Consider the following 21190-nt stretch of genomic DNA (forward strand, 5'->3'; position numbering starts at 1 on the left):
TAAGGAGGATGAATAATGAAGCATATATTTAATAAAGGAAAAGACCCTAAAAGACCAACGCTCTTATTATTACATGGAACTGGGGGAACGGAATTAGACTTATTACCTTTAGCTCAAACAATAGACGACAAAGCAAGTGTTTTAAGTGTCCGTGGAAATGTTTTGGAAAATGGGATGTCTCGTTTCTTTAAGAGATTAGCAGAAGGCGTTTTTGATGAAGAAGATTTAATATACCGTACCAAAGAATTAAATCAATTCCTGGAAGATGCAGCGAAAGAATATGATTTTGATCGAGATAATGTCATTGCCATTGGTTACTCTAATGGAGCAAATATTGCATCGAGTTTATTATTTCATTACCACAATTCTTTGAGGGCTGCTATTCTTCATCACCCTATGGTTCCAAGAAGAGGAATCAAATTACCAGATTTATCAGGAAAGTCTATATTTATTGCGGCAGGAACCAATGATCCTATTTGTACACTAGAGGAATCTAAAGAATTACAAACATTATTAGAAAATGCACATGCTAGTGTTGATATGTATTGGGAGGATAAGGGGCATCAACTCACATCTACAGAAGTTACAGCTGCTAGCAACTGGTATTCAATAATTACGCATTAACCATAAGAACGGAATGTTTCACCAATATATAAGAAAAGTGTTGAAAAGTATTTTTTTATGAATATAATGAGTACTAATCGATAAAGGCAAACCTTTCGAAAGATCGGGACGCAAAGCTATGGACCTACGGAACCAATTGTTCTATGGTCGCCAAGCCGCCGAAGTGGACGTTTGTTAGACATCATCCATCAGGGTGATGTTTTATTTTTTTAGTTGAGCTTCTGAGGTGTTAACCAACATCATTTACGGCCATTGTTGTAGATTCTATGTCACAGATCGATATTATATATTTTGGTTGAAAGTGAGTGCTTCCTATGATTAATATTAAGGAATATATCGTGAATGCAGCAATACTTATTTCAATTATTTATTTATCTGGATTTCTCCATAAGAAGTTTTTAATGGACGTGAAGTGGAAAATAAAAGTATCGACGCTTATCCTGCTCTCCATATTTGCAGGATGGTGCTCTATGATTTTTGGCATCCATATGGATAATTCTGTAATTTTTGATCTGCGTTTTGTTCCTATTATCATCGCCACCATATATTCAAGAAAACTGGTTCATATTTTATTAATTGGACTGGGCATAGGTCTTTCAAGATTTACATTTGGTATAAGTGAAGCTGCAGCAGTTGGATTTATAAATATGTTGCTACTCTCGATTGTAGGGGGTGTTCTTTTATTTATTTCTGTTCGCTGGAAACCAAAGTTCAAAATTTTCATGGCAGTCCTGATACTAAATGTCCTAAATACATTAATAATCGCTTTTCTTGGAGTAATTCCGCCAGAAAAGTATTTAGCCATAATTGTACCTACTGCTCTTCCCATCAATATTATCTTAAGCACATTACTGGTTAGTATTGTGAAAGACTTGCATGACGAGTATTTACATAAAGCTGATTTGTTAAACAAAGTTCGGAAAGATCCGCTTACACAATTGTATAATCGTAGGGCATTTAATTATTATTATGATCAATATATAAATGAGACGACATATGTTCAGCTTGCAATTGCATTTTTAGATATCGATCACTTTAAAAAAATCAATGACAATTACGGACATATCTTTGGGGATAGGGTATTGCAGAGGGTAAGCAAACTCATTACCGATCATGCACGACATGATGATATCATTGCAAGATACGGTGGCGAGGAATTTGTAATTATTTTTCCAAATTGTAATTCTAACGATGCTGTTGCTACGGTAGAAAGAATCAGGAAGGTAATAGAAAATGAAGTATTTCAACAAAATGAGCAAACAGTTAATATTACGCTCTCAGCGGGGATAGCTTACACGCCTAATACTAACCCTAGACTCTTATTAAAGGCCGCCGACGAGGCATTATATAAAGCGAAAAATAATGGACGAAATCTGGTAGTTAGCGCGTAAAGAAAACTAGTAAATTAGCTCATCTTGGCAGCAAAATGCGAATTTGTACGCATTTTGCTTTTTTTTGCTGCCATGATTACTGCGACTGGATAGGCATTTCTGATTAATGTCACTATTCTATCTCCATTCTTTTCATACTGCCGAGCAAGTGGATCGCGTCCTTCAAAAACGTATTCATTTCAACAATCATGGATGGTTTCAACTGAAACTAAGCAACCAGAGTCCTTATGAATACATGACTCTGGTTGCTTAAAGTTTGCTTTGTTATAGCTGGTTACTTGACGGGGTGCAGTTAAGATGGAGGTTCTCTTTTGGTTCATCTACCAAGCATATCTCTTAGCCCGTAATGGCATTGGACGAAGTCACTTCTTCGGCGACCTCAAGAATCATACTGAGTACCATGCGGTCCTCAATTCGTACCATGTGATGGATTTGCTCCTGTATATTCATCATGGCCTCTTGTAAAGCATCTGTGGACAAGTTCTGGTTCAATAATAGTTCCAAGCCGGAGGAAATAGCAGGTGCATTGGATTCACTTAGCCCGTGTTTTGAAATCCACCAGTATAGTTCGTAAATGGTGGTCGCAGATCGCCGATGATGTTGCAACCAGGCAATGCCCTTTTCACTTTCAGAACCCTGATTATTCAGTTTCAATCGATCCTCGATCATGTTTGAGATAAGCAATAGGTTTTTCATGACGTGATTATTACCTGTGCCTTTGATCTGATCCGATGCTTCAATTAGCATGCCATGTATCGTATCATCGTACATCAGCTTCAAGTCACTATTAGCGTCATTTAGCTTATAAGAGAGGATGAACTTATTGATCAGCAGTGCAAGAATGATACCTGACACCACAAGTGCAATTCGATTGAATGTCAATATTTCAGTCGTCCCCGTAACGAGTGCGGCAGCCCCAATTGCAGAGAAGGTCACAAGTATCGTGCTATAGCGATAGACTTTAATATAACTCATCAAGTACCCTGCTAACATCAGTAAGATGGTTCTTGCAACGTGGCCATGGAAGATCATGAATAATCCGGTCACCAATATGGCACCTATCACGGTTGCAAAGGTACGGTCTCGTATCTTCTTGGTCGATTGTTCATAAATAGGAATGATGACCGATAACACGGTGAACATCATCCAACGACCTTCCGTTATTTCGAAGAAATCGACAAGGAAGCCAGTTAGACTGATTGCGACAGCCATTCTTACAGCGTAGGAAATCTTAATAGAGTTTGTCTGGCTAAATGTATCCCTAATTCTTATCTTTCGGAACTTTTTAGGGATGTATTCAAGATTTTTGACAACATTATATTGTTCCTTCCTTAATGTCTTCAGATCCAACAAGCTTTCTTTTAAGAAGTCCATATTATTTAGCATGCGTAACACTAGTAATGAATGGTTATGCTCGTCCTTGTATTTACCAAGTATCTGATTGAAGTATTCATTCAGCTTCTCTGCGGCTTCCACATTCGTGAGACTATCATTAGCTAATAGCAAACATTGATTGACAATATCAAGTAATTCCTGATCTGCCCCCTCATTCACTATTTTATCCAAAAGAATATTTATTTTTTCGAGGGAAGCGGACATATTTAGTTTTAAGCGTTCTTCCTCCGTCAAATAGTAGTTTTCTTCCCGTTTATCATAAATGATGCTTCGTAGATCACTAATATCGGTAGCGATTTGCTGATCGATCGTTTCAAGATTTTCTCCTTTTTTGATCAGTTCAATTTTTTCAATTAATGTCGTATAGATCGCTTGGATCTTTTTATTCCCGCTCTTCGTTATCTTATTGCGGTTCGCTAGCATTTGAATCCCCATAATCGCTAATGCGCCAAATACGAGGGAGGCTAGTCGTAATGGCATGTGCTCAATGGGTACAGGCGTTGCCAAGATAAAGAGGTATTGAAGTGAAAAAGGTAAATATAGCGGATTCTTCAGATTAGACAAAAGGGAATAGCTAATGACAAACATAGCGATAAAGTTGATTGGGATAGCTAGCCATATATTGAAACCTGTTAGAAATGCAGCAACTCCAATAAAGAGGTTCAGTAATACAAAGGTAACCGTATTACTGACCGGGTGGCTCGTTAAATCCCTTTCTAGTAACATCAGCATGGCTGTGATCGTGGATACGCCAATTAATATATTTTCGCTTCCAAACACACCACCGAAGGCCATGATAAAACCAATAATCCCAGCAAATAATATGGTATTCGTGATAATCGTCTTCTTATTCAATTGCATACTTCATTTCTCCTATGAATGATACTTTTTTATTTGTATTGGGCATCTTAACATTAAAGTAATTTGAAGTAAAATTTGATTGAAATAAATTATTCTATTTACCATATGATCTTTTGATTCTACAAACGTAAGGTTAGACAATTTAAGTACATCTATTAAGTAACGAAATCTAAACAAACACAAAATAAGGATAACTTGCCCATTTGGGAAGTTATCCTTACCTATATATGTGATTCAACTATTTTTAACAATAAGTTTACCTCTAGCGTGTCTAGTCTCAGTTGTAGTTAGTGCCTCTAATGCTTGTTCAAATGGATATACGTGGTCAATAACCACTCTTATCTGTCCTGCAACGATATCTTGGACTAGACTATTTACCGCTTGATGCATATCTAATTGATGAAGAAATTGTTGTACCGTAATGCCACGTTCAGCCACGATTTGATCACCAGAAACGGTAATGACCTTTCCGTTGTTCTTAACCACATCCATGCAATCCTTTGCGGTTTCCCGCTGGATAGCTAGTGATGCATCTACGCCACCGGGTATGAATTGAGTAACTTCATCCTTCCAATTGGGATTCGAATAATCGACTGCCATGTCCGCACCAAGTAATCTCATGTACTCATGATTCTTACTAGAAGAAGAAGCGATGACCCGAATACCCAAATTACTGGCTAATTGGATAACTAGCGTTCCGATTGCCCCGGAAGCGCCAGCGATAAACAGTGTATCTCCTGTCTTGAGGTCAAGTGCACGTATACACTCAAGAGCTGTCTTACCTGCTACGGGAATAGCGGCGGCGTTAGTAAAGTCCATTCCATCAGGAATAAGAACTAAGTTAGCACTTGAGACCGCTACGTATTCTGCCCAACAACCTCCTGTAGGCTGGAGAGCACTGCTAAGAATGACCCGGTCTCCCATGTGATATTTCGTTATCTCGCTACCTAATTGGGCGATAACACCAGCACCCTCAGATCCAATGGGATAGGGAAATGTAGCATCCGTGGGTATGAAATAACGGTCATGAACGCCAACCCCGAAGGCCTCAACCTTAACGAGGACTTCATTCTTACTTAGTATAGGTATCATAACTTCCGTTAGTGCTACATTTGTCGTGTGTGAATCCGTTCGAACAAAGGCTTTCATTGTACGCATGAATTTCATCCTCCTAATGCATCAGTTTCTTGTATTCCCATTGTATTAAACTTCTCGATTATCTAAATACCGATATAATGTTGATTTACTAATCCCAGTCGCTTCTTTGATGTCGAAAAGCGAATAATTTTTGCTATCATACATGGAAAATGCTAGTTGTAAATTATGATCTGATTTTCGTGGACGACCAATCAATTTACCTTCTTGCTTCGCAACTTGAAGCATAAATGTAGATGAATGGCTTAATAATATGGACTGTACATGTACGAAGAACGTAGCGCTTTGAAGCAGTGAGGCTTGTTGTATCGTTCGATTGGATATGTGTTCATCTATAAAATGAATTGTCAATTGATCTCGTTCTGCTAGCCTTAAAATATCTAATAGGTGTTGCAAAGAGTCGGCTAATACCGAAATATTTTGCACGAACAGCTCATCATCTTGTTGAATAGTCATGAAGAGGTTTTCTAATTCTGTTCTTTTCTTAGAAAGTCCATGTGTTTCTTTAAATATTGTATCCATTACAAGTTCATTTAATTGAAGAGTACATTGTTGATCCGCAACGATTGGACGGATATATCCATAGTTCATTTTTTCACTCCTATATTCCCAAAACTATTCACTTATGGGAGTTGAAATGGTATGCTATTTACATTCTAACATTGGTATAAATGAATTGTAAGTTTATCCATCATGAGAGGGGAACAATATGCATACTTTAAAACAACAGTGGTTTGGGAATGTAGGTGCCGATATTTTAGCAGGTATCGTTGTGGGACTCGCACTTATTCCTGAAGCATTGGCTTTTGCGTTCATTATGGGTGTAGATCCACGTGTGGCGTTATATGCTTCGTTTACAATTGCGGTCATTACTTCATTTGTAGGTGGCAGACCTGGTTTAATTTCAGCTGCGACAGGTGCGATGGCTTTAGTGCTCGCAAGCTTAATGGCGAGTCATGGTCTAGAATATGTCCTTGCAGCCACAATCTTAACAGGTATTATTCAATTTATACTTGGAGGACTTGGTGTTGCTAATTTAATGCGATTCATCCCCAACTCCGTTATGCTTGGATTTGTGAATGCACTAGGAATTATGATCTTTATTACGCAAATGCCCTATATATTTGGGTCAAGTAGTATGACCTATATATTTGCTATTGTTACATTAATATTAGTGTACGCGATTCCGCGATTTTTCACGGCTATTCCTGCACCTCTTATTGCAATTGTCGTGATGACAAGTATTGCGATTTTCAGTGGTGTGAAGTTACAGACGATAGGTGACCTGGGAACGATGCCAAATTCATTACCGGTGTTCTTTTTCCCAGATATTCCACTTAACTTTGAAACGTTAGCCATTATTTTCCCTTATTCTTTGGCTTTATCCATTGTAGGCTTATTGGAATCCTTACTTACATCCCAAGTCATAGATGATATGACGGATACGTCAAGCAATAAGAATACAGAAGCACGTGGACAAGGGATTGCCAATTTTATTACTGGTTTTTTCGGTGGGATGGCAGGTTGTGCTTTGATTGGTCAATCCATTATCAATATTAAATCAGGTGGCCGAGGTCGTTTGTCGACATTGACCGCAGGTGTGTTTCTAATGTTTTTAATTATCGTATTGGGTGATGTTGTTATCCTAATTCCGATGCCCGTTCTTGTTGGGGTAATGATTATGGTGAGTATGACAACATTTAATTGGGGTTCGTTTAAGTTTCTGAAACAAGCGCCTAGATCGGAATCACTTGTTATGCTCATTACAGTTGCGATTATTTTATATACACATAATTTAGCGATTGGTGTTGTTATTGGTGTTATATTAAGCGCGCTATTCTTTGTTGCCAAAATTTCCAGAGTGAGCGTAACATATAACTTGGATGAATATAAGGTCAAAGGACCATTATTCTTTGCATCAACGACCAAATTCATGCAGTCATTCGACAACGTGACAACGGATGAAGTCGTCATTAATTTCGAAGATAGTCAGCTATGGGACGAATCGGCAGTCGGTGCCATCATGAAAGTGAAACAGAAGCTTGAGGAAAAAGGTGTGACGGTACACGTTCGAGGACTTAATTCTTCAAGTTCACAATTGTACGAACGATTAATATAAAGGGGGGGATCTGAATGAAGATTGCTGTAGCCATTGACGGATCTGAAAATGCTTTACGTGCAGCCAAACATGCCATTACGCTTGTCCAATACTTACCCGAGGCCAATTTAGAAGTTATTTATGTATCGGATTATAATAAGGCGAAAGATGAGCGACTATTAGCGCAAAGTCCAGAGAGCGTAAACTTAAAACGAGAGCAAAAGCTACATCCTGTATTGGAACTAGCAAAAAATGTCGGAGTGAAGACGAAGATGACCATGTTAAAAGGCAATCCAAGTCAAGAAATCATCAAGTATGTGAATGCAGAAGCCATTGACCAACTTGTCATAGGTAGCCGCGGGTTAAATACGTTTCAAGAAATGGTTCTTGGTAGCGTCAGTCATAAAGTAATGAAGCATGTCAATTGTCCGATAACGATTGTTAAATAACGGACATCGTATACTTAAATATGATTTGAATATGTTGGGGGTGTTCTATTAGTGGATTTATCTTCTAATAGAACACCCCCAATTCATAATCTATTCAGGCAAAATCCATACAACTTCGCTAATACGTACAAAGAACTTCCTACCTCTTGCATCTAGAACAACATGATCAGGTTTAACGTCTAAGACACAACCGTTGATGCGTCCGCGTGTTGTTTCAAGCATGATGTTTTTACCCATCAGAGACTTCAATGCTTCTACGACGTAGGGATCCACCGGGCAGACCGTAATCGTTTGTTGCATAGGCTTATTGGGCATGGGCATATTAGGCATAGGCATATTAGACATGTTTTGCATTGGATAGTTCAAATAAAAACCTCCTAATTAATTTATACAGCATCCTATGCAGATGCCCAACAATTGAACTGGGTATTTGCCCATCCGTAGCATAATAATTAGAATAAGTTACTGTTCATCTTTGAATGAATATGATATAACTAAAATGACACAAACTAGTATAAGTATGGGCATTTTCACCCATTAAACAAAAGAATACTAGTTTATTTAACTGGACAATCCGTTAGAGATTACTCTATTGGATTGTATTCGTGTGTGATGAAAGGTGTTTGTTGAAGTCATTTGTTGAGAGGAGATTGGGTCATTGCAATCACAACAGTCACAAGTTAAAAGAAATTCGTTGTACCTCGTTTTACTCATCACCGGAATTGTATTGGTAGCTTTTAATCTTCGTCCTGCGATCACCTCCGTGGGGCCATTAGTAGGTATCATTCAGAACGATATTGGACTAGCTCATTGGAGCGCTGGTTTATTAATGAGCATACCGTTAGTATCTTTTGCTGTTATGTCACCGCTCGTTCCCCGAATCGCTACTCGTCTATCGAATGAGAAGACGTTATTGATAGGACTAATTATTCTCCTCGTAGGTATTTGTATTCGTTCCATTTCTATGACAGTCTTTCTTTTCTCCGGAACACTTTTAGTTGGGGCAGGTATAGCCATAGGTAATGTGCTATTGCCAGTTATTGTGAAGGAGAAATTCCCGCAAAGGTTCGGTCTAATGACTAGTGTATACTCAACTTCCATGGGATTATTTGCATCCTTAGCATCTGGAATAAGCATTCCTTTGGCAATGGATCTGAATATGGGATGGCAAGGGGCACTCATTGTCTGGGGAATCCCTGTAGTGATAGGGATCTTAGTCTGGGTATTGATCCTTAGAATAAATCCAAGTAATAATAAAGAGGTAAAAAGCGTGAGTATTAGTGCAACTCGAATCTGGCACTCACCCCTTGCATGGAAAATAGCACTATTCATGGGGTTCCAGTCATCACTATTTTATATCACGATGTCTTGGTTACCGGAGATCATTTATAACAACGGAATAAGTCGGGGGACGGCAGGCTGGTTGCTATCGCTCACACAGATCGTTGGATTACCTGCTAGTTTCTTTGTTCCTATTATTGCAGCGCGTTTACGTTCTCAAGTGTGGATTGCATGTGCATTGGGAATGTGTTCCATAGCTGGTTACGGTGGATTGTGGCTAAGTTCATCTTATACTACGATGATTGTAAGTATTATTTTGATTGGAATAGCACTTGGTGGGAATTTCCCATTAGCCTTAAGCTATATCGGAATTCGTACTCGCAATGGGCAGCAAGCTGCAGAATTATCGGGAATGGCACAATCTACGGGGTATGTTATTGCGGCAGTTGGACCCATACTGATTGGCTATTTGTACGATATAGCTCACGTATGGACGGTTCCACTCATCACACTGATGATTATTTCTATATTAGTGATGATATTCGGAATGTTATCTGGTCGAGATGAACAAGTATAAGAAATGCAATTTGGCTGCTACATGCTTTGGATTAAAGCTATCACACAATAATGCGCACACAGATGCCTAGGAGATATGATCATGAGGAAGAATAAGAGTATTGCATGGAAGTTATCATCGTTAATTTTAGGTTTGTTTATAGTATTATTTATTGGCTACACAGTAAGTACAAGTGTCATCTTGTATAGTAAAAGTGTAGAAGATTCCGAAGAGGCAACACTTGTAGATGCACAATTGGCCGCGGCGAAGATGAGTGAACGATTTAAAAAGGCAAACAATACCCTCAATACAACAAAGAATATATTCGAGAATGTCCAATTCAAGGGCGATTTATCCGCTGAGGAAGTAGTAAGTATCCTTGAAACGAATTTGGAATACAATGACTACTTGATTGGTGTGGGTGCCATCTTAGAAAAGGGTTCATTGCAACAAGTAGAGTCAACTATTTCATCTAACCTTATGGATCCAGACAATCGATTTACACCGTACGTATCAAAAATTGGAGACAAAACAGTAGTTACTTCTATTGAAGATTATGAAGAAGAATCGAGTGCAACGTGGTACTCGATCCCTAAAAAGGAAGGAAGGGCAATCCTTACGGAACCCTACGATTACGAAGTGAACGGTGAAAAAGTTACTATGACAACGTTAGCAGTTCCTTTAGTTAACGCGACAGGTGAATTCTTCGGTGTTCTAACGGCAGACTTATCGCTTGACTTTTTTACAGAAATGGTAGATAAGATTAAGCCGGATGGAGGATACGCTGGAATTATCACGGATACAGGGTTATTAACGATGAATAGTATTAACGAGAAATTAAACGGAACCCTTATGCAAAATGCGATAGATTGGAAGCCTATCAAAGAAGCATTGGATAATGGTATGCCAGACAGTACGTATATAGATTCCAAACAATTAGGGGAAAAGTCCTTTAATGCTTTTGCGCCAATGTTGCTGACCGGTATAGAAGAGACATGGTCCGTACAACTAGTGTTACCTAAGGCGAAAATGCTACAAACATTTAATCAAATTAAGATGATAAATATTGTTTCCGGTATATTAATGATGGTCTTAATGGCTATAGCTACGGCGTGGTTTATATTCAAACAGTTAAAACCTTTGCAATTTCTACGTGAATCCATTGAAACTGCTGCTAATGGTGATTTAACTAAAAAAGTAGATCAAAAATGGATTAAGTCGGATGAGATTGGTGCCGTTGCACTAGCCTATAATAATATGTTGGAACAAACACATGATGCTATACAGACCGTGTATAATTCATCTACGCTACTTAATAAGTCATCTTCCCATGTGCATGACACATTTGAAGAAATCGTCGTATCTAGTCAAGAAGTGTCTATGGCTACGATCGAGATAGCACAAGGAGCTTCTAAGCAATCAGAGGATACGGAAGAAACGAATCTTAGAATGATGGATTTGTCGGATCAGATTGATGCGCTGACAACACTATCTTCTGATATGGATGAGTTATCCAATAAGACGAAAGTATCAACGGAAAAAGGAATGAAGGAAGTAGAAAGCTTGCGTAAACATAACGTCGCAACGAACGAAATGAATGAAGAAATACAACAACAAATTGAAACGTTAACATCTAATATAGCTAATATCAATCAAGTGATTACGTCGATTCAAGGTATTGCTAAGCAGACGAATTTACTTGCTCTAAATGCGGGTATCGAAGCTGCACAAGCAGGCGAGCATGGAAGAGGATTTGCTGTAGTAGCATTGGAAGTGAAGAAGCTAGCAGAGCAATCGAGAGTAGAGACGGAAGCGATTAGAAATACAGTTGAAAGCATCTTGAAAGAATCGAAAAAGACCGTATCTATTATTGCTTCCAACGTGAGCTTGATACAAGCGCAAAATGAATCGGTTCATCGCACGGAATCGGCGTTTATAGACAATAATGAACTTTCAAGTACCATTGCTGTATCTATACATCAGTTGGTCTCTGAATTATCCAATATGTTGGAGCATAAGAACCAAGCGATGATGGCAATTCATAGTATTTCAGCTATCTCTGAGGAAACAGCGGCTTCTGCGGAGGAAGTTAGTGCCTCAGCGACAGATCAACAGGCTGAACTAGAGAAGGTAGCGGTTTCTGTGAATGATATGAATAAGATCGCCCAAGAGTTACAAGAAGTAGTGAATCGATTCAAACTATAGACTGATCGTTATGCATTGTAAAACTGATTATCACTCCTTATAATGGAAGTAATTCCACGTTAGGAGTGATAATCTTGTCATTGTTGAATTCACAGGCTTTATTCTATTCTAATCTTGCGGGCTCCAAGGCTTATCGTATCCCTTCTTTAATGACTACATTAAAAGGTACCATTATTGCGGGAATCGATGCCAGAATTGTTGATGACCGGGATAATCCCAACCAGATAGACACGACAATCAGACGGAGTGAAGATCAAGGAAAAACGTGGGGAGATGTTCAGAAACTCGTATCCTATGCGGGTGATGGATTAGATGGAGCCGCAGCAATAGATACATCCATCTTGCAAGATAGGCATACAGGAACGTTATTTATGCTCTTTTCACATACCCCAGGGGGAATAGGTTTGTTGGCAAGTGAGCCCGGTATCGCCTTTGATTCAGAGAGGAAGAGAAAGCTGTTTGATCGCAATGGGAACCTTCATCTACTCACACACGATGGATGTGTACATGATGAAGATGGCAACTTAACGGCGTATAAGGTCAACAAGCAGGGTTATGTATTTAAAGGTGATGAACCGCAAGGGAATATTTATTTCAAAAAAGGTATTGATCCATTCGAGAGCTTGCTTGAAGCACGCACTTCTTTTCTTCAGATCATTCAGAGTGAAGACGATGGGTTAACATGGTCTTCTCCTATAGAATTGAACACCATGGTAAAAGAAGAATGGATGCGGTTCATAGGTTCAGGCCCGGGTCGCGGAATTCAACTACAACAAGGTGAGAAAGCTGGGCGATTGCTATTCCCTATGTATTACTCAAATGAAGCGGGACAAATGTCATGTGCTTGTATATATAGTGACGATCACGGTCTTACTTGGCATCGTGGGGAATCGCCGAATGATGGAAGAGTTCTAGATGGCGAGGTGCTAACTGCACAGACACTTTCTCATGAAAAGCAAAATCTAACGGAATCTCAAGTAATTGAGTTACCTACTGGGGAACTGAAATATTACATGAGGAATCATTATGGGTTACAGCGTACAGCCGTTTCTTCGAGTGTTGATGGCGGAGAGACATGGGGTAATGTCAATTTTGATATGACGCTAGTAGACCCAATCTGTCAGGCAAGCGTTATTCTTTATCCTGATCTTGGAGACGGCAAAGTCCGTATCTTATTTTCAAATCCGAATGATGAGAGAATTAGGATCAAAGGAACAGTCCGCTTAAGTGAGGATGGTGGGAAGACTTGGCCATTCAGTAAAGTAGTGGAGGAAGGATTCTTTGGTTATTCCTGTTTAACAGTGCTAGATAACGGAGATATCGGAATATTGTATGAACGTATCTTCGATGCGGAGTGGAGTGACCTTGATATTCCATTTGCTACATTTACATTAGATTGGTTGAAATCATAAAATACGATATAGATCATAACAAAAGGGCAATCCAACCTTGTTGTAACAAGGGCTGGATTGCCTTTTTAAAATACGTGATGTAAATGTGTAAGTACCGTTCTAGGCTTTGATATCTATCGATCCACCTAGATGAGGTTGCACACTTTGCTCTAACATTTTAACAAGATTCTGTGAGTCCCCAGCTGCTTGATCTTGCGCCATTTTTAGGACGGAAAATCCAACGGCTTGTTTTAAATTAGACTGGGCGAGTCCAATCGATAGTGCTGCAATATCCATGTTGTCATCCTCCTCATTGATGGAATAGTCTACCTCTATGTTATCGGCAAATGATTACTAAACTGTAAGCGGTAATCCGTCGGTGACGAACCACTCCATTTCTTGAATTGTCTGGAGAAATACAGCGCATCTTGATAGCCAACGGATGATGCAACTTGTTCTATGGTCAAGCGTTCTTGAAGTAATATCTTAGCACGTTCCATGCGAATATATTGTAGGTAACTTATAGGTGACAACCCAGTTTCTTGTTTAAATATTTTGGATAAATAGGTGCGGTGGTATCCAAGAGAGCGTGCTAACTCTTCTATCGTGATCGGCTTCGCATATTGAAGATTAAGCCAACGAATAGCCAGCTCTACCTGTCGTTTAATGATATGATCGCTACGGTTAGATACGGATATGGAGTCGTTATGCTTGGCCCATTCGGCGAATAATAGGCGTAAATAACCTTCCGATCGTAGGTCACATGCCGAATCTCCAGCTTGAAGCGCATGATATACGTTATGAAATAAGAGTGCGATGTTACGTTTTTTTGTCATCTGTAGTGTTGGTGTATGTGGTGTAATATGGTGTTGTCGTAGTAATGAATCAGCCACAGAACCTATAAACCCAATCCAACGATAATGCCATGGATCGATAGAGTCTGACTCATAACGAACCAGCTCCCCTGGGAAAATAAAGAAGGAGTCACCTGGTCCCAAGTCATAATCAACGCCCATACAACGAAACGTTCCTTTACCAGATACGACATAATGAACTAAATAATAATCTAACACCTGAGGACCGGCTACATGATTAGGCACTGTACGGTGATGACCAGCAAAGAGTACGACAAGTTCTCCATGACTTGGAATAGGATTTATTGCATCTAAAGGCTGTGTATGTGATTTCAATATAGACCTCCTACATTCCTAATTGATAAGTTAATTATATATGAGAAACTACATTTATCCATATAGAAGTGGAATTATTCTATGTCATAGTTTCGTTGTAGGGAGTAGAGTATCTATATAAAGTAAACGCATTCATAAGGGGGCTGTACATAATGGATAAAATTACATTTCTCGGGGCTGGCAGTACGGTGTTTGCCAAAAATGTTCTAGGTGACTGCATGCTAACACCTGCACTCCAGAATTTCGAATTGGCTTTATATGATATTGATCAGGAAAGACTCAAGGATTCAGAGAATATGCTTACCAATATAAAAGCAACTTCAGGTAGCTTATGTCAGATCAAGGCTTATACCGATCGAAAGGAAGCTTTACGTGGTGCAAAGTATGTCATCAATGCAATCCAAGTAGGCGGTTATGATCCTTGTACGATCACCGACTTTGAGATTCCTAAGAAATATGGCTTACGCCAAACGATTGCCGACACATTGGGAATTGGAGGTATATTCCGTAATCTCCGAACCATTCCCGTCATCTTAGATTTCGCGCGAGATATAGAGGAAGTCTGTCCAGATGCATTATTCTTGAACTATACGAACCCGATGGCGGTGTTAACGAATGTTATGAATACATATGGCGGAATCCAAACTGTGGGGTTGTGCCATAGCGTTCAGACGTGTTTGTCCGATTTGTTCAACAATTTAGACATGGATATGACGGGAGTACAGACGAAGATTGCTGGAATCAATCATATGGCATGGTTATTAGAATGTAAGAAGGATGGTCAAGATCTGTATCCAGAAATTAAACGTCGTGCACGGGAGAAACAGCAAGAGAAACATAACGACATGGTGCGTCTGGAACTCATGTTACGGTTCGGTTACTATATCACAGAGTCGTCTGAGCATAGTGCTGAATATCATCCCTATTTCATCAAGAAGAACTATCCTGAACTGATTGAACGTTTTAACATTCCACTTGATGAGTATCCACGTCGCTGTATCGAACAGATCAGCAATTGGTCTACGATGCGTGATGATATGGTCAACAATCATGAGCTAAGTCACGAACGCTCACACGAGTATGCGAGTTATATCCTAGAGGCAATGGAGACGGGAATACCGTATAAGATTGGTGGCAACGTCATGAATACAGGGCTAATTACGAATCTTCCAAAAGAAGCCTGTGTTGAGGTTCCATGTCTAGTAGATCGAAGTGGAGTCACACCAACCTTTGTTGGTGATCTTCCACCACAACTAGCTGCACTGAACCTAACGAATATCAATACGCAACTGTTGACGATTGAAGCTGCAATGACGGGTAAACGTGAACATATCTATCACGCAGCCATGCTTGATCCACATACGGCTTCGGAATTATCGATGGATGACATCGTTGCGATGTGTGATGACCTGATTGAAGCTCATGGCAATTGGTTACCGAAGTACGAGTAAATAACTATGATGATGGAACAATGAAATTGGCAATGATACTCTTTAGGTCTATGTAGCCTAAAGGGTATCATTGCCTATTGTTGTATCTGTGATATCCATTTATGTTATATTTATTTAAAATGTGAACTAATCCCTATCAAGATGGAGGAAGATGAATGGAATCATATCAAATGAATACATGCATAAATAGCAGAGTTGTCTCATATCAAGCCACGCACGACGATGCACATGACATTATGGACATTCTCATAGGCATAGCTAGATGGCTGCATAGCAAAGGTTCCAACCAATGGGAGGGATTATTGGAAGGAGAAGATAGTCATGATATGATGGGCTCCATTTCACGTGGAGAAGTGTATGTTTTTAAAGAAAAGGAAGTTTGTGTGGGTACTGTAATTCTGAAACAGCAAGCTAGTCCATGGGATGAGGATTTATGGGGAAAGCATGAAGAACATCTTAATGATGCTGTATATTTACACAGACTGGCGGTTAGTCGTGATTATAATGGGAAAGGATTGGGTGAGGACATTCTGCATTGGGTAGAGAAAGACATTCAATTCAAAGGTAAGGATCGAATACGTCTGGATTGTATAGCGAATAATGAACATTTGAATAACTACTATCCGCGACATGGATATCAATACATGGGTGAAGTAAATGGCTTTAGTAAATATGAGATGTTACTAACTAAGCTCTAGTGGTTCGTATTATGAGCTTATTCAGATAATAGGGAGGGAACATCAAGATTGGACAAGCTAAGACAGTTTCTAAAAGCATCACGCGCTTCAATTGTTATGGTCATGCTTATCCCCGTCGCGTTGGGTGCGCTAGCGGCCTTTGTATGGGATGGTGTATTTCATGTAGGTCTATTTGCGCTAACGCTACTTGGAGCAGCACTAGCACATTTGTTCTCCAATATGATCAATGATTTATGGGATTATAAGAATGGTGCTGATTCGAATCAAGAAGAAGTGGACGCGATAACGAGCCATTCTGGCTACTTAACGAAGGGGATTTGGAGCGTTCGTGTATATACGATCGTTACCTGGTTGCTATTTGGTGTCGCGATTGCATGTGGTATCATATTGAGCTTCTTTAGTGGTTGGTGGGCATTTATTCTTGGATTATTGGGTGGAGCGATTGCCTTCTTCTATGTGGCACCTCCATTAAAGCTTGGGTATCGTGGAAAAGGATTAGGCGAAGTGGCTATTCTATTATCTTTTGGCGTATTGCCTGTCATGGGTGCTTATTATGTGCAGACAGCTCATATGGATATTCGCGCGTTTTTCTTGTCATTACCGATTGGATTACTAACAACACTTATTCTATTCAATCATCATTTCTTACATTGGAAATTGGATCTGCAAGCAGGGAAGAAAACATTAATCGTCGTATGGGGTGAGTCAAAAGCGCTACGATTCTCTAAGGTATTACTCTTTTTGGCAGCAATATCATTGTTCATATGCATCGTAGTCGGTGCATTGCCTTACATTGCCTTCCTCGCATGGATAGCTTTAATTCCATTATACCGTGTGTATGGTAGGTTGAAGGATCATAATCCTTCCCAAGCTTATTTGCCGTTAATGGGCGGTTCCCTTCAAGCAACCGTACGATTTGGAGCCATACTAATTATCATTATGTTGATTCAAGGGTTCATTCAGGGATGATAGAAATACTTAGATAAATGAAAAGAGGGATTGGATATGGAGCAACAAATGATACTTGGAGATTTTCATACGATCATGTCTGAAGAAAAAGTGTGGAAGATGGGTGGATTCCCACTTCCAGACGGAACATTCTGGGAGTATCGGGAGCCGGATGCCGTTGTCATTGTACGTAACGAGATTCTATATGCACGTGCTACGTTAAGTAGAAAGAATGATCATATTCAGATTCTTGATAATGCGAAGCATATGTATTATTCTGCGGAACCTGTACAGATTCCGGAAGCGGGAGAAGTGAGTTTTGAGCTTCAGATTCGTGCACGTACACAGAACACAGCACCAGGGGACCTTTATGATGGCTATGTTTCGTTGAACTTATTGGACTTTACAACAGGGGCAGCGCTTGACTTCTTTGCTGGAAATGATAAGTATGCCAGTGTCTATGGTATTCTTCCCTTCCCAGGTGTTCAGGTACCACAAACAGACAAGCAACGTTACTTCTGTATCTTCAAAGAAGATACGAACTTTAAGGCAAGAGAATTTAACACATACAAGATAACATATCATCGTGCTAAAGATGAGGCTGTCTTTTATTTGAATGGCGTAGAGGTTAGAAGAGAGAAGAATATCCCTGTTAAGCTGAATCAGTTCACGGTTGCACTAGGGATTATGACGGAGAAGGATCTATCGCCAGAAGGTAGCGTATCTGTGCATGGACAGACAGTTATTGCCGAATGGTCGCCAGTCAAAGTTACGATTACTTCAGACTCGGAGTGATACAAAGGTAGAATAGTTAATGAAACATGAAAAGAAATATTACATGTACGAAAAAGTCTGAGCCTAATGGAAACAAGCTGACATTTGTGAATACAAATGTCAGCTTGTCTTTGTATGTTCAATAGCGATCGTAAGAATGATCCGCATGTGCAGTGATGCATGGCACATTCCACTTAAAGTTCCATGCATCCTATATTAGGATGCGCAACCGGCACATTCCACGTAGTTATCACCAACAGCCTTAGAGATGCTTAGAAGCTCTCCCATCTCAATATCTTCCTTGGAAGTAAACTCATAATCATAAGCTGTTTCTAAGGCAAGATCATAAGACTGTTCCTTGCTGTCAGCAAATACGCTGATCTGTTCTTCATTCCCCGTAGAGATTACCTTGTAAGCATAAGTATAACGTAGTGTTTCATTCTCCACTTCACTCACCTCCTTGTGTATCATACACTCATTTTTCAATTCCAATATAGTCCAAAGTCACTAAATACTATTTCACCTGGACCTTCGTTAAAGATCAGCGTCATGCGTGTGATATCGTTGGGTACGAAGTCTACATTCACCTTTTCTAGATCTTCAAAAGGAAGTAGAACGGTCTGAAATATGCCATCATCCATATTAGCATACTTTTCATCATCGAAATGCGATTCCAACCATTTATTCTTCGTGAATTGCGGATTAATCATAGGTTGGACATTCATGAATTGAACTAGAGGTAAGGTGATGGATATATCATCCTTAGTCTCTATGGTAATATCAACTTTTGTAATAGGTAAAGGGTTAGGATGCTCACTGTTATTGATTATGCTTTGATCTGCTAGAGAGAAGGAGAAACCATCGGCGTCTGCATAGGAATTGGATTTGTCGTCATGATCCCAAGTGAATGAATAGGAAGCTGCTTGCGAATCATCATTATTCCAACTTAGTAGAATACCTTTATTCTCTGGTGTTATAGACTCCTCGGTAGCACGAAGTTCACCGCTAACTTCAGTCTTTATCTTATCAACAACGTTAGATGATACTTTATCTTCATCAAATGTAGCAAGCTCTAAGAAATGGCTATCCTCAAATCGATTGAAATAGATCGAATCGGGCAACCATTGTAATCCTGTTCTGTAATCGCGAAATAAATCAGTATAAGCTTTTTGTCCATGAAGGGTTGTTTCTAGAAAGGCAGATATATATACCTTCGCAACTTCTCTTTGCTCCGAACCTTTCATCAAGTTGTTTCTATTCAGGAACAGACCCTTAGGTAGACCTGTATCTAATCCACCCCATGACGTATTGAATTGGGCGTGGTTCGCATTAGGAATATGGAGATACGTCTTGAACCCAATCTCATGTGTTGAGAACTGAACACGATCATATTGTCGCTCTCCGAAATAGTCATTCACATCGGCATCTCGGGCTCCTTGAAGCACCATGTAGCTTACATTGCGAAGTTTAGCATGTACGCCGTCGACGAGCGCATCGGTTGGAGCTAGAGCAACCACAGCTTGAATAGAGATCTCCTTTAGATCTTTAGCAAGATCAAGGTCAGAGCGGAACCAACGGTCTGCATCTGCAGCCATAGCAGCTGCTTGACCTCCTCGTGAGTGACCGATCAGAGCAACACGTTGCAAGTCAACGTTCTTATAGAATGGTGATTCTGCTTGCTCTGAGAACCGCTTTACTTGTTGAAGATGCTTCAGGAGGATCCATGTGCGTATTTTAATATCATTGTCGGGGATATTGGACCACACGGAATAGTTTAGAAAGTTCTCATCCACAGATATAGCGATGAATCCTCTACTAGCAAGTAGCTCCCCCAGATAATCATAGCCACCATCCGAATGATCCTCCATTAAATGATTGCCATGAACCATAAGGACAAGTGGAAAAGGGCCTTCGCCCGTTGGCATCCAAGTTCTCGCATTTAAAGGCAGTGATTTCTCATCGAACCCCCAGGATAAGGTTCGTAACCAAGGCCATGTATCAATATAGGAAGAGGCATCGACAGATGCTGATTGTAGATTAACGGAAGCACCATACTCTTCCCTGTATTTGTCCGTTCCGCTTCCGTATGTGAAATGCTGAATATCAAATAAACCCAACTCAGCAGGACTAGGCAATGGTATGTTCTCGATCGTGGTGTCGACTATAGGCGACACGCGAACGATGTCAGACTTATCTATGAACATGGGGCCGACAATGACAATAGGAATGGTAGATATGAATATAGTCATCATCCACTTCGTCATCATCTTCGTATATGGATTCGTAATAATAGCTATCCAACACCCTATTAGCATGCCTATCATGGTAAGAATGACAGACGTGAAGATGGAAATAACGATGCCACTTCCCGGAATCCAGAACATGAAATAAAACGTGACTAGATTAAATATGATTCCACCTATGAATAAACGAGGACAAGGAATTCCAATCAGTGCGAGCAGAAATGCGATCAGATGTGCTGAACCAAACAAACCTAGTGTTCCCAAAGTAATCATCATGGCGATATCGAGCATCGTACCAAGGCCCGTAGGAATACTAAGCGCAGTTAGAGCGAACATATAACAACCCACGGCCCACACACCACTGAGCGACAACCTCCAAAAACGAGTATCGAAGTTATAAGTCCCTCTCAGTCTTAGAGCTATTCGTGAGCGAAGTGAAAGTTTATAAGGTGTAATGATGGTAGATTCGAATTCCATAAG

At 39.8% G+C, this 21190-nt stretch carries 19 protein-coding genes and 1 riboswitch; of the genes, 11 read left to right on the forward strand and 8 right to left on the reverse strand.

From position 1 onward, the window contains the following. The first annotated feature begins 15 nt into the window (after positions 1-15). Together ACH8E3_RS06640 and ACH8E3_RS06645 are read left to right on the forward strand one after the other, a co-directional pair. The gene (locus tag ACH8E3_RS06640; RefSeq protein WP_458631830.1) at positions 16-624 is read left to right on the forward strand and encodes an alpha/beta hydrolase; all 609 of its coding nucleotides are present in this window, start codon (positions 16-18) and stop codon (positions 622-624) included. A gap of 75 nt (positions 625-699) precedes the next feature. Further along, positions 700-787, forward strand: a riboswitch (cyclic di-GMP riboswitch). 151 nt (positions 788-938) lie between these two features. Next, entirely contained in the window at positions 939-2015 is a 1077-nt protein-coding gene (locus ACH8E3_RS06645; RefSeq protein WP_458631831.1) for a GGDEF domain-containing protein, read from the forward strand. Positions 2016-2351: 336 nt separating this feature from the next. Here the strand turns inward: ACH8E3_RS06645 and ACH8E3_RS06650 are convergent, their stop codons facing one another. From ACH8E3_RS06650 to ACH8E3_RS06660, 3 genes are all read right to left on the reverse strand, one after another. After that, the gene (locus ACH8E3_RS06650) at positions 2352-4271 is read right to left on the reverse strand and encodes an FUSC family protein (RefSeq protein WP_458631832.1); all 1920 of its coding nucleotides are present in this window, start codon (positions 4269-4271) and stop codon (positions 2352-2354) included. Positions 4272-4505: 234 nt separating this feature from the next. After that, the gene (locus tag ACH8E3_RS06655; protein WP_458631833.1) at positions 4506-5429 is read right to left on the reverse strand and encodes an NADP-dependent oxidoreductase; all 924 of its coding nucleotides are present in this window, start codon (positions 5427-5429) and stop codon (positions 4506-4508) included. 45 nt (positions 5430-5474) lie between these two features. Then, the gene (locus tag ACH8E3_RS06660; protein ID WP_458631834.1) at positions 5475-6017 is read right to left on the reverse strand and encodes a recombinase family protein; all 543 of its coding nucleotides are present in this window, start codon (positions 6015-6017) and stop codon (positions 5475-5477) included. Positions 6018-6135: 118 nt separating this feature from the next. Between ACH8E3_RS06660 and ACH8E3_RS06665 the strand changes: the two genes are divergently transcribed. Both ACH8E3_RS06665 and ACH8E3_RS06670 read left to right on the forward strand, forming a co-directional pair. Next, on the forward strand, positions 6136-7545 hold the full coding sequence (locus ACH8E3_RS06665) for a SulP family inorganic anion transporter (protein ID WP_458631835.1): 1410 nt from the start codon (positions 6136-6138) through the stop codon (positions 7543-7545). A gap of 14 nt (positions 7546-7559) precedes the next feature. Then, positions 7560-7973, forward strand: coding sequence for a universal stress protein (locus ACH8E3_RS06670; protein WP_458631836.1), 414 nt, complete (start codon positions 7560-7562; stop codon positions 7971-7973). 90 nt (positions 7974-8063) lie between these two features. On the opposite strand, the gene ACH8E3_RS06675 is transcribed toward ACH8E3_RS06670, so the two are convergent. Continuing rightward, on the reverse strand, positions 8064-8309 hold the full coding sequence (locus ACH8E3_RS06675; protein ID WP_458631867.1) for a DUF2642 domain-containing protein: 246 nt from the start codon (positions 8307-8309) through the stop codon (positions 8064-8066). A 322-nt stretch (positions 8310-8631) separates the two neighbouring features. Between ACH8E3_RS06675 and ACH8E3_RS06680 the strand changes: the two genes are divergently transcribed. The 3 genes from ACH8E3_RS06680 (at position 8632) to ACH8E3_RS06690 (ending at position 13427) form a co-directional block, all read left to right on the forward strand. Then, entirely contained in the window at positions 8632-9831 is a 1200-nt protein-coding gene (locus ACH8E3_RS06680; RefSeq protein ID WP_458631837.1) for a CynX/NimT family MFS transporter, read from the forward strand. An 81-nt stretch (positions 9832-9912) separates the two neighbouring features. Further along, complete coding sequence (locus tag ACH8E3_RS06685; RefSeq protein ID WP_458631838.1) at positions 9913-12015, forward strand: methyl-accepting chemotaxis protein; 2103 nt, start codon at positions 9913-9915, stop codon at positions 12013-12015. Between the two features lie 74 nt (positions 12016-12089). Next, complete coding sequence (locus tag ACH8E3_RS06690; protein WP_458631839.1) at positions 12090-13427, forward strand: sialidase family protein; 1338 nt, start codon at positions 12090-12092, stop codon at positions 13425-13427. Positions 13428-13526: 99 nt separating this feature from the next. Here the strand turns inward: ACH8E3_RS06690 and ACH8E3_RS06695 are convergent, their stop codons facing one another. Together ACH8E3_RS06695 and ACH8E3_RS06700 are read right to left on the reverse strand one after the other, a co-directional pair. Next, positions 13527-13703, reverse strand: coding sequence for a YjfB family protein (locus tag ACH8E3_RS06695; protein WP_458631840.1), 177 nt, complete (start codon positions 13701-13703; stop codon positions 13527-13529). Between the two features lie 35 nt (positions 13704-13738). After that, a complete protein-coding gene (locus ACH8E3_RS06700; protein ID WP_458631841.1) occupies positions 13739-14596 on the reverse strand; it encodes an AraC family ligand binding domain-containing protein in 858 nt (285 codons plus the stop codon). 152 nt (positions 14597-14748) lie between these two features. Between ACH8E3_RS06700 and melA the strand changes: the two genes are divergently transcribed. The 4 genes from melA to ACH8E3_RS06720 all read left to right on the forward strand — a co-directional run bounded on the left by melA (position 14749) and on the right by ACH8E3_RS06720 (position 18488). After that, positions 14749-16047, forward strand: a complete 1299-nt coding sequence (melA, locus tag ACH8E3_RS06705) for an alpha-galactosidase (RefSeq protein ID WP_458631842.1) — start codon at positions 14749-14751, stop codon at positions 16045-16047. A gap of 155 nt (positions 16048-16202) precedes the next feature. Further along, positions 16203-16745, forward strand: coding sequence for a GNAT family N-acetyltransferase (locus ACH8E3_RS06710; RefSeq protein ID WP_458631843.1), 543 nt, complete (start codon positions 16203-16205; stop codon positions 16743-16745). 48 nt (positions 16746-16793) lie between these two features. Beyond that, on the forward strand, positions 16794-17714 hold the full coding sequence (locus tag ACH8E3_RS06715) for a prenyltransferase (RefSeq protein WP_458631844.1): 921 nt from the start codon (positions 16794-16796) through the stop codon (positions 17712-17714). 36 nt (positions 17715-17750) lie between these two features. Continuing rightward, positions 17751-18488 carry a DUF6081 family protein gene (locus ACH8E3_RS06720; protein ID WP_458631845.1) on the forward strand — a complete coding sequence of 246 codons (738 nt, stop codon included), beginning with the start codon at positions 17751-17753 and terminating at the stop codon, positions 18486-18488. Between the two features lie 195 nt (positions 18489-18683). On the opposite strand, the gene ACH8E3_RS06725 is transcribed toward ACH8E3_RS06720, so the two are convergent. Both ACH8E3_RS06725 and ACH8E3_RS06730 read right to left on the reverse strand, forming a co-directional pair. Next, complete coding sequence (locus ACH8E3_RS06725; protein WP_458631846.1) at positions 18684-18914, reverse strand: hypothetical protein; 231 nt, start codon at positions 18912-18914, stop codon at positions 18684-18686. 35 nt (positions 18915-18949) lie between these two features. Beyond that, positions 18950-21187 (reverse strand): alpha/beta hydrolase family protein, encoded by a 2238-nt coding sequence (locus tag ACH8E3_RS06730; protein WP_458631847.1) that lies wholly within the window; start codon positions 21185-21187, stop codon positions 18950-18952. Between the last annotated feature and the right edge of the window lie 3 nt (positions 21188-21190).

The sequence above is a fragment of the Paenibacillus sp. CMAA1364 genome (assembly GCF_054373195.1).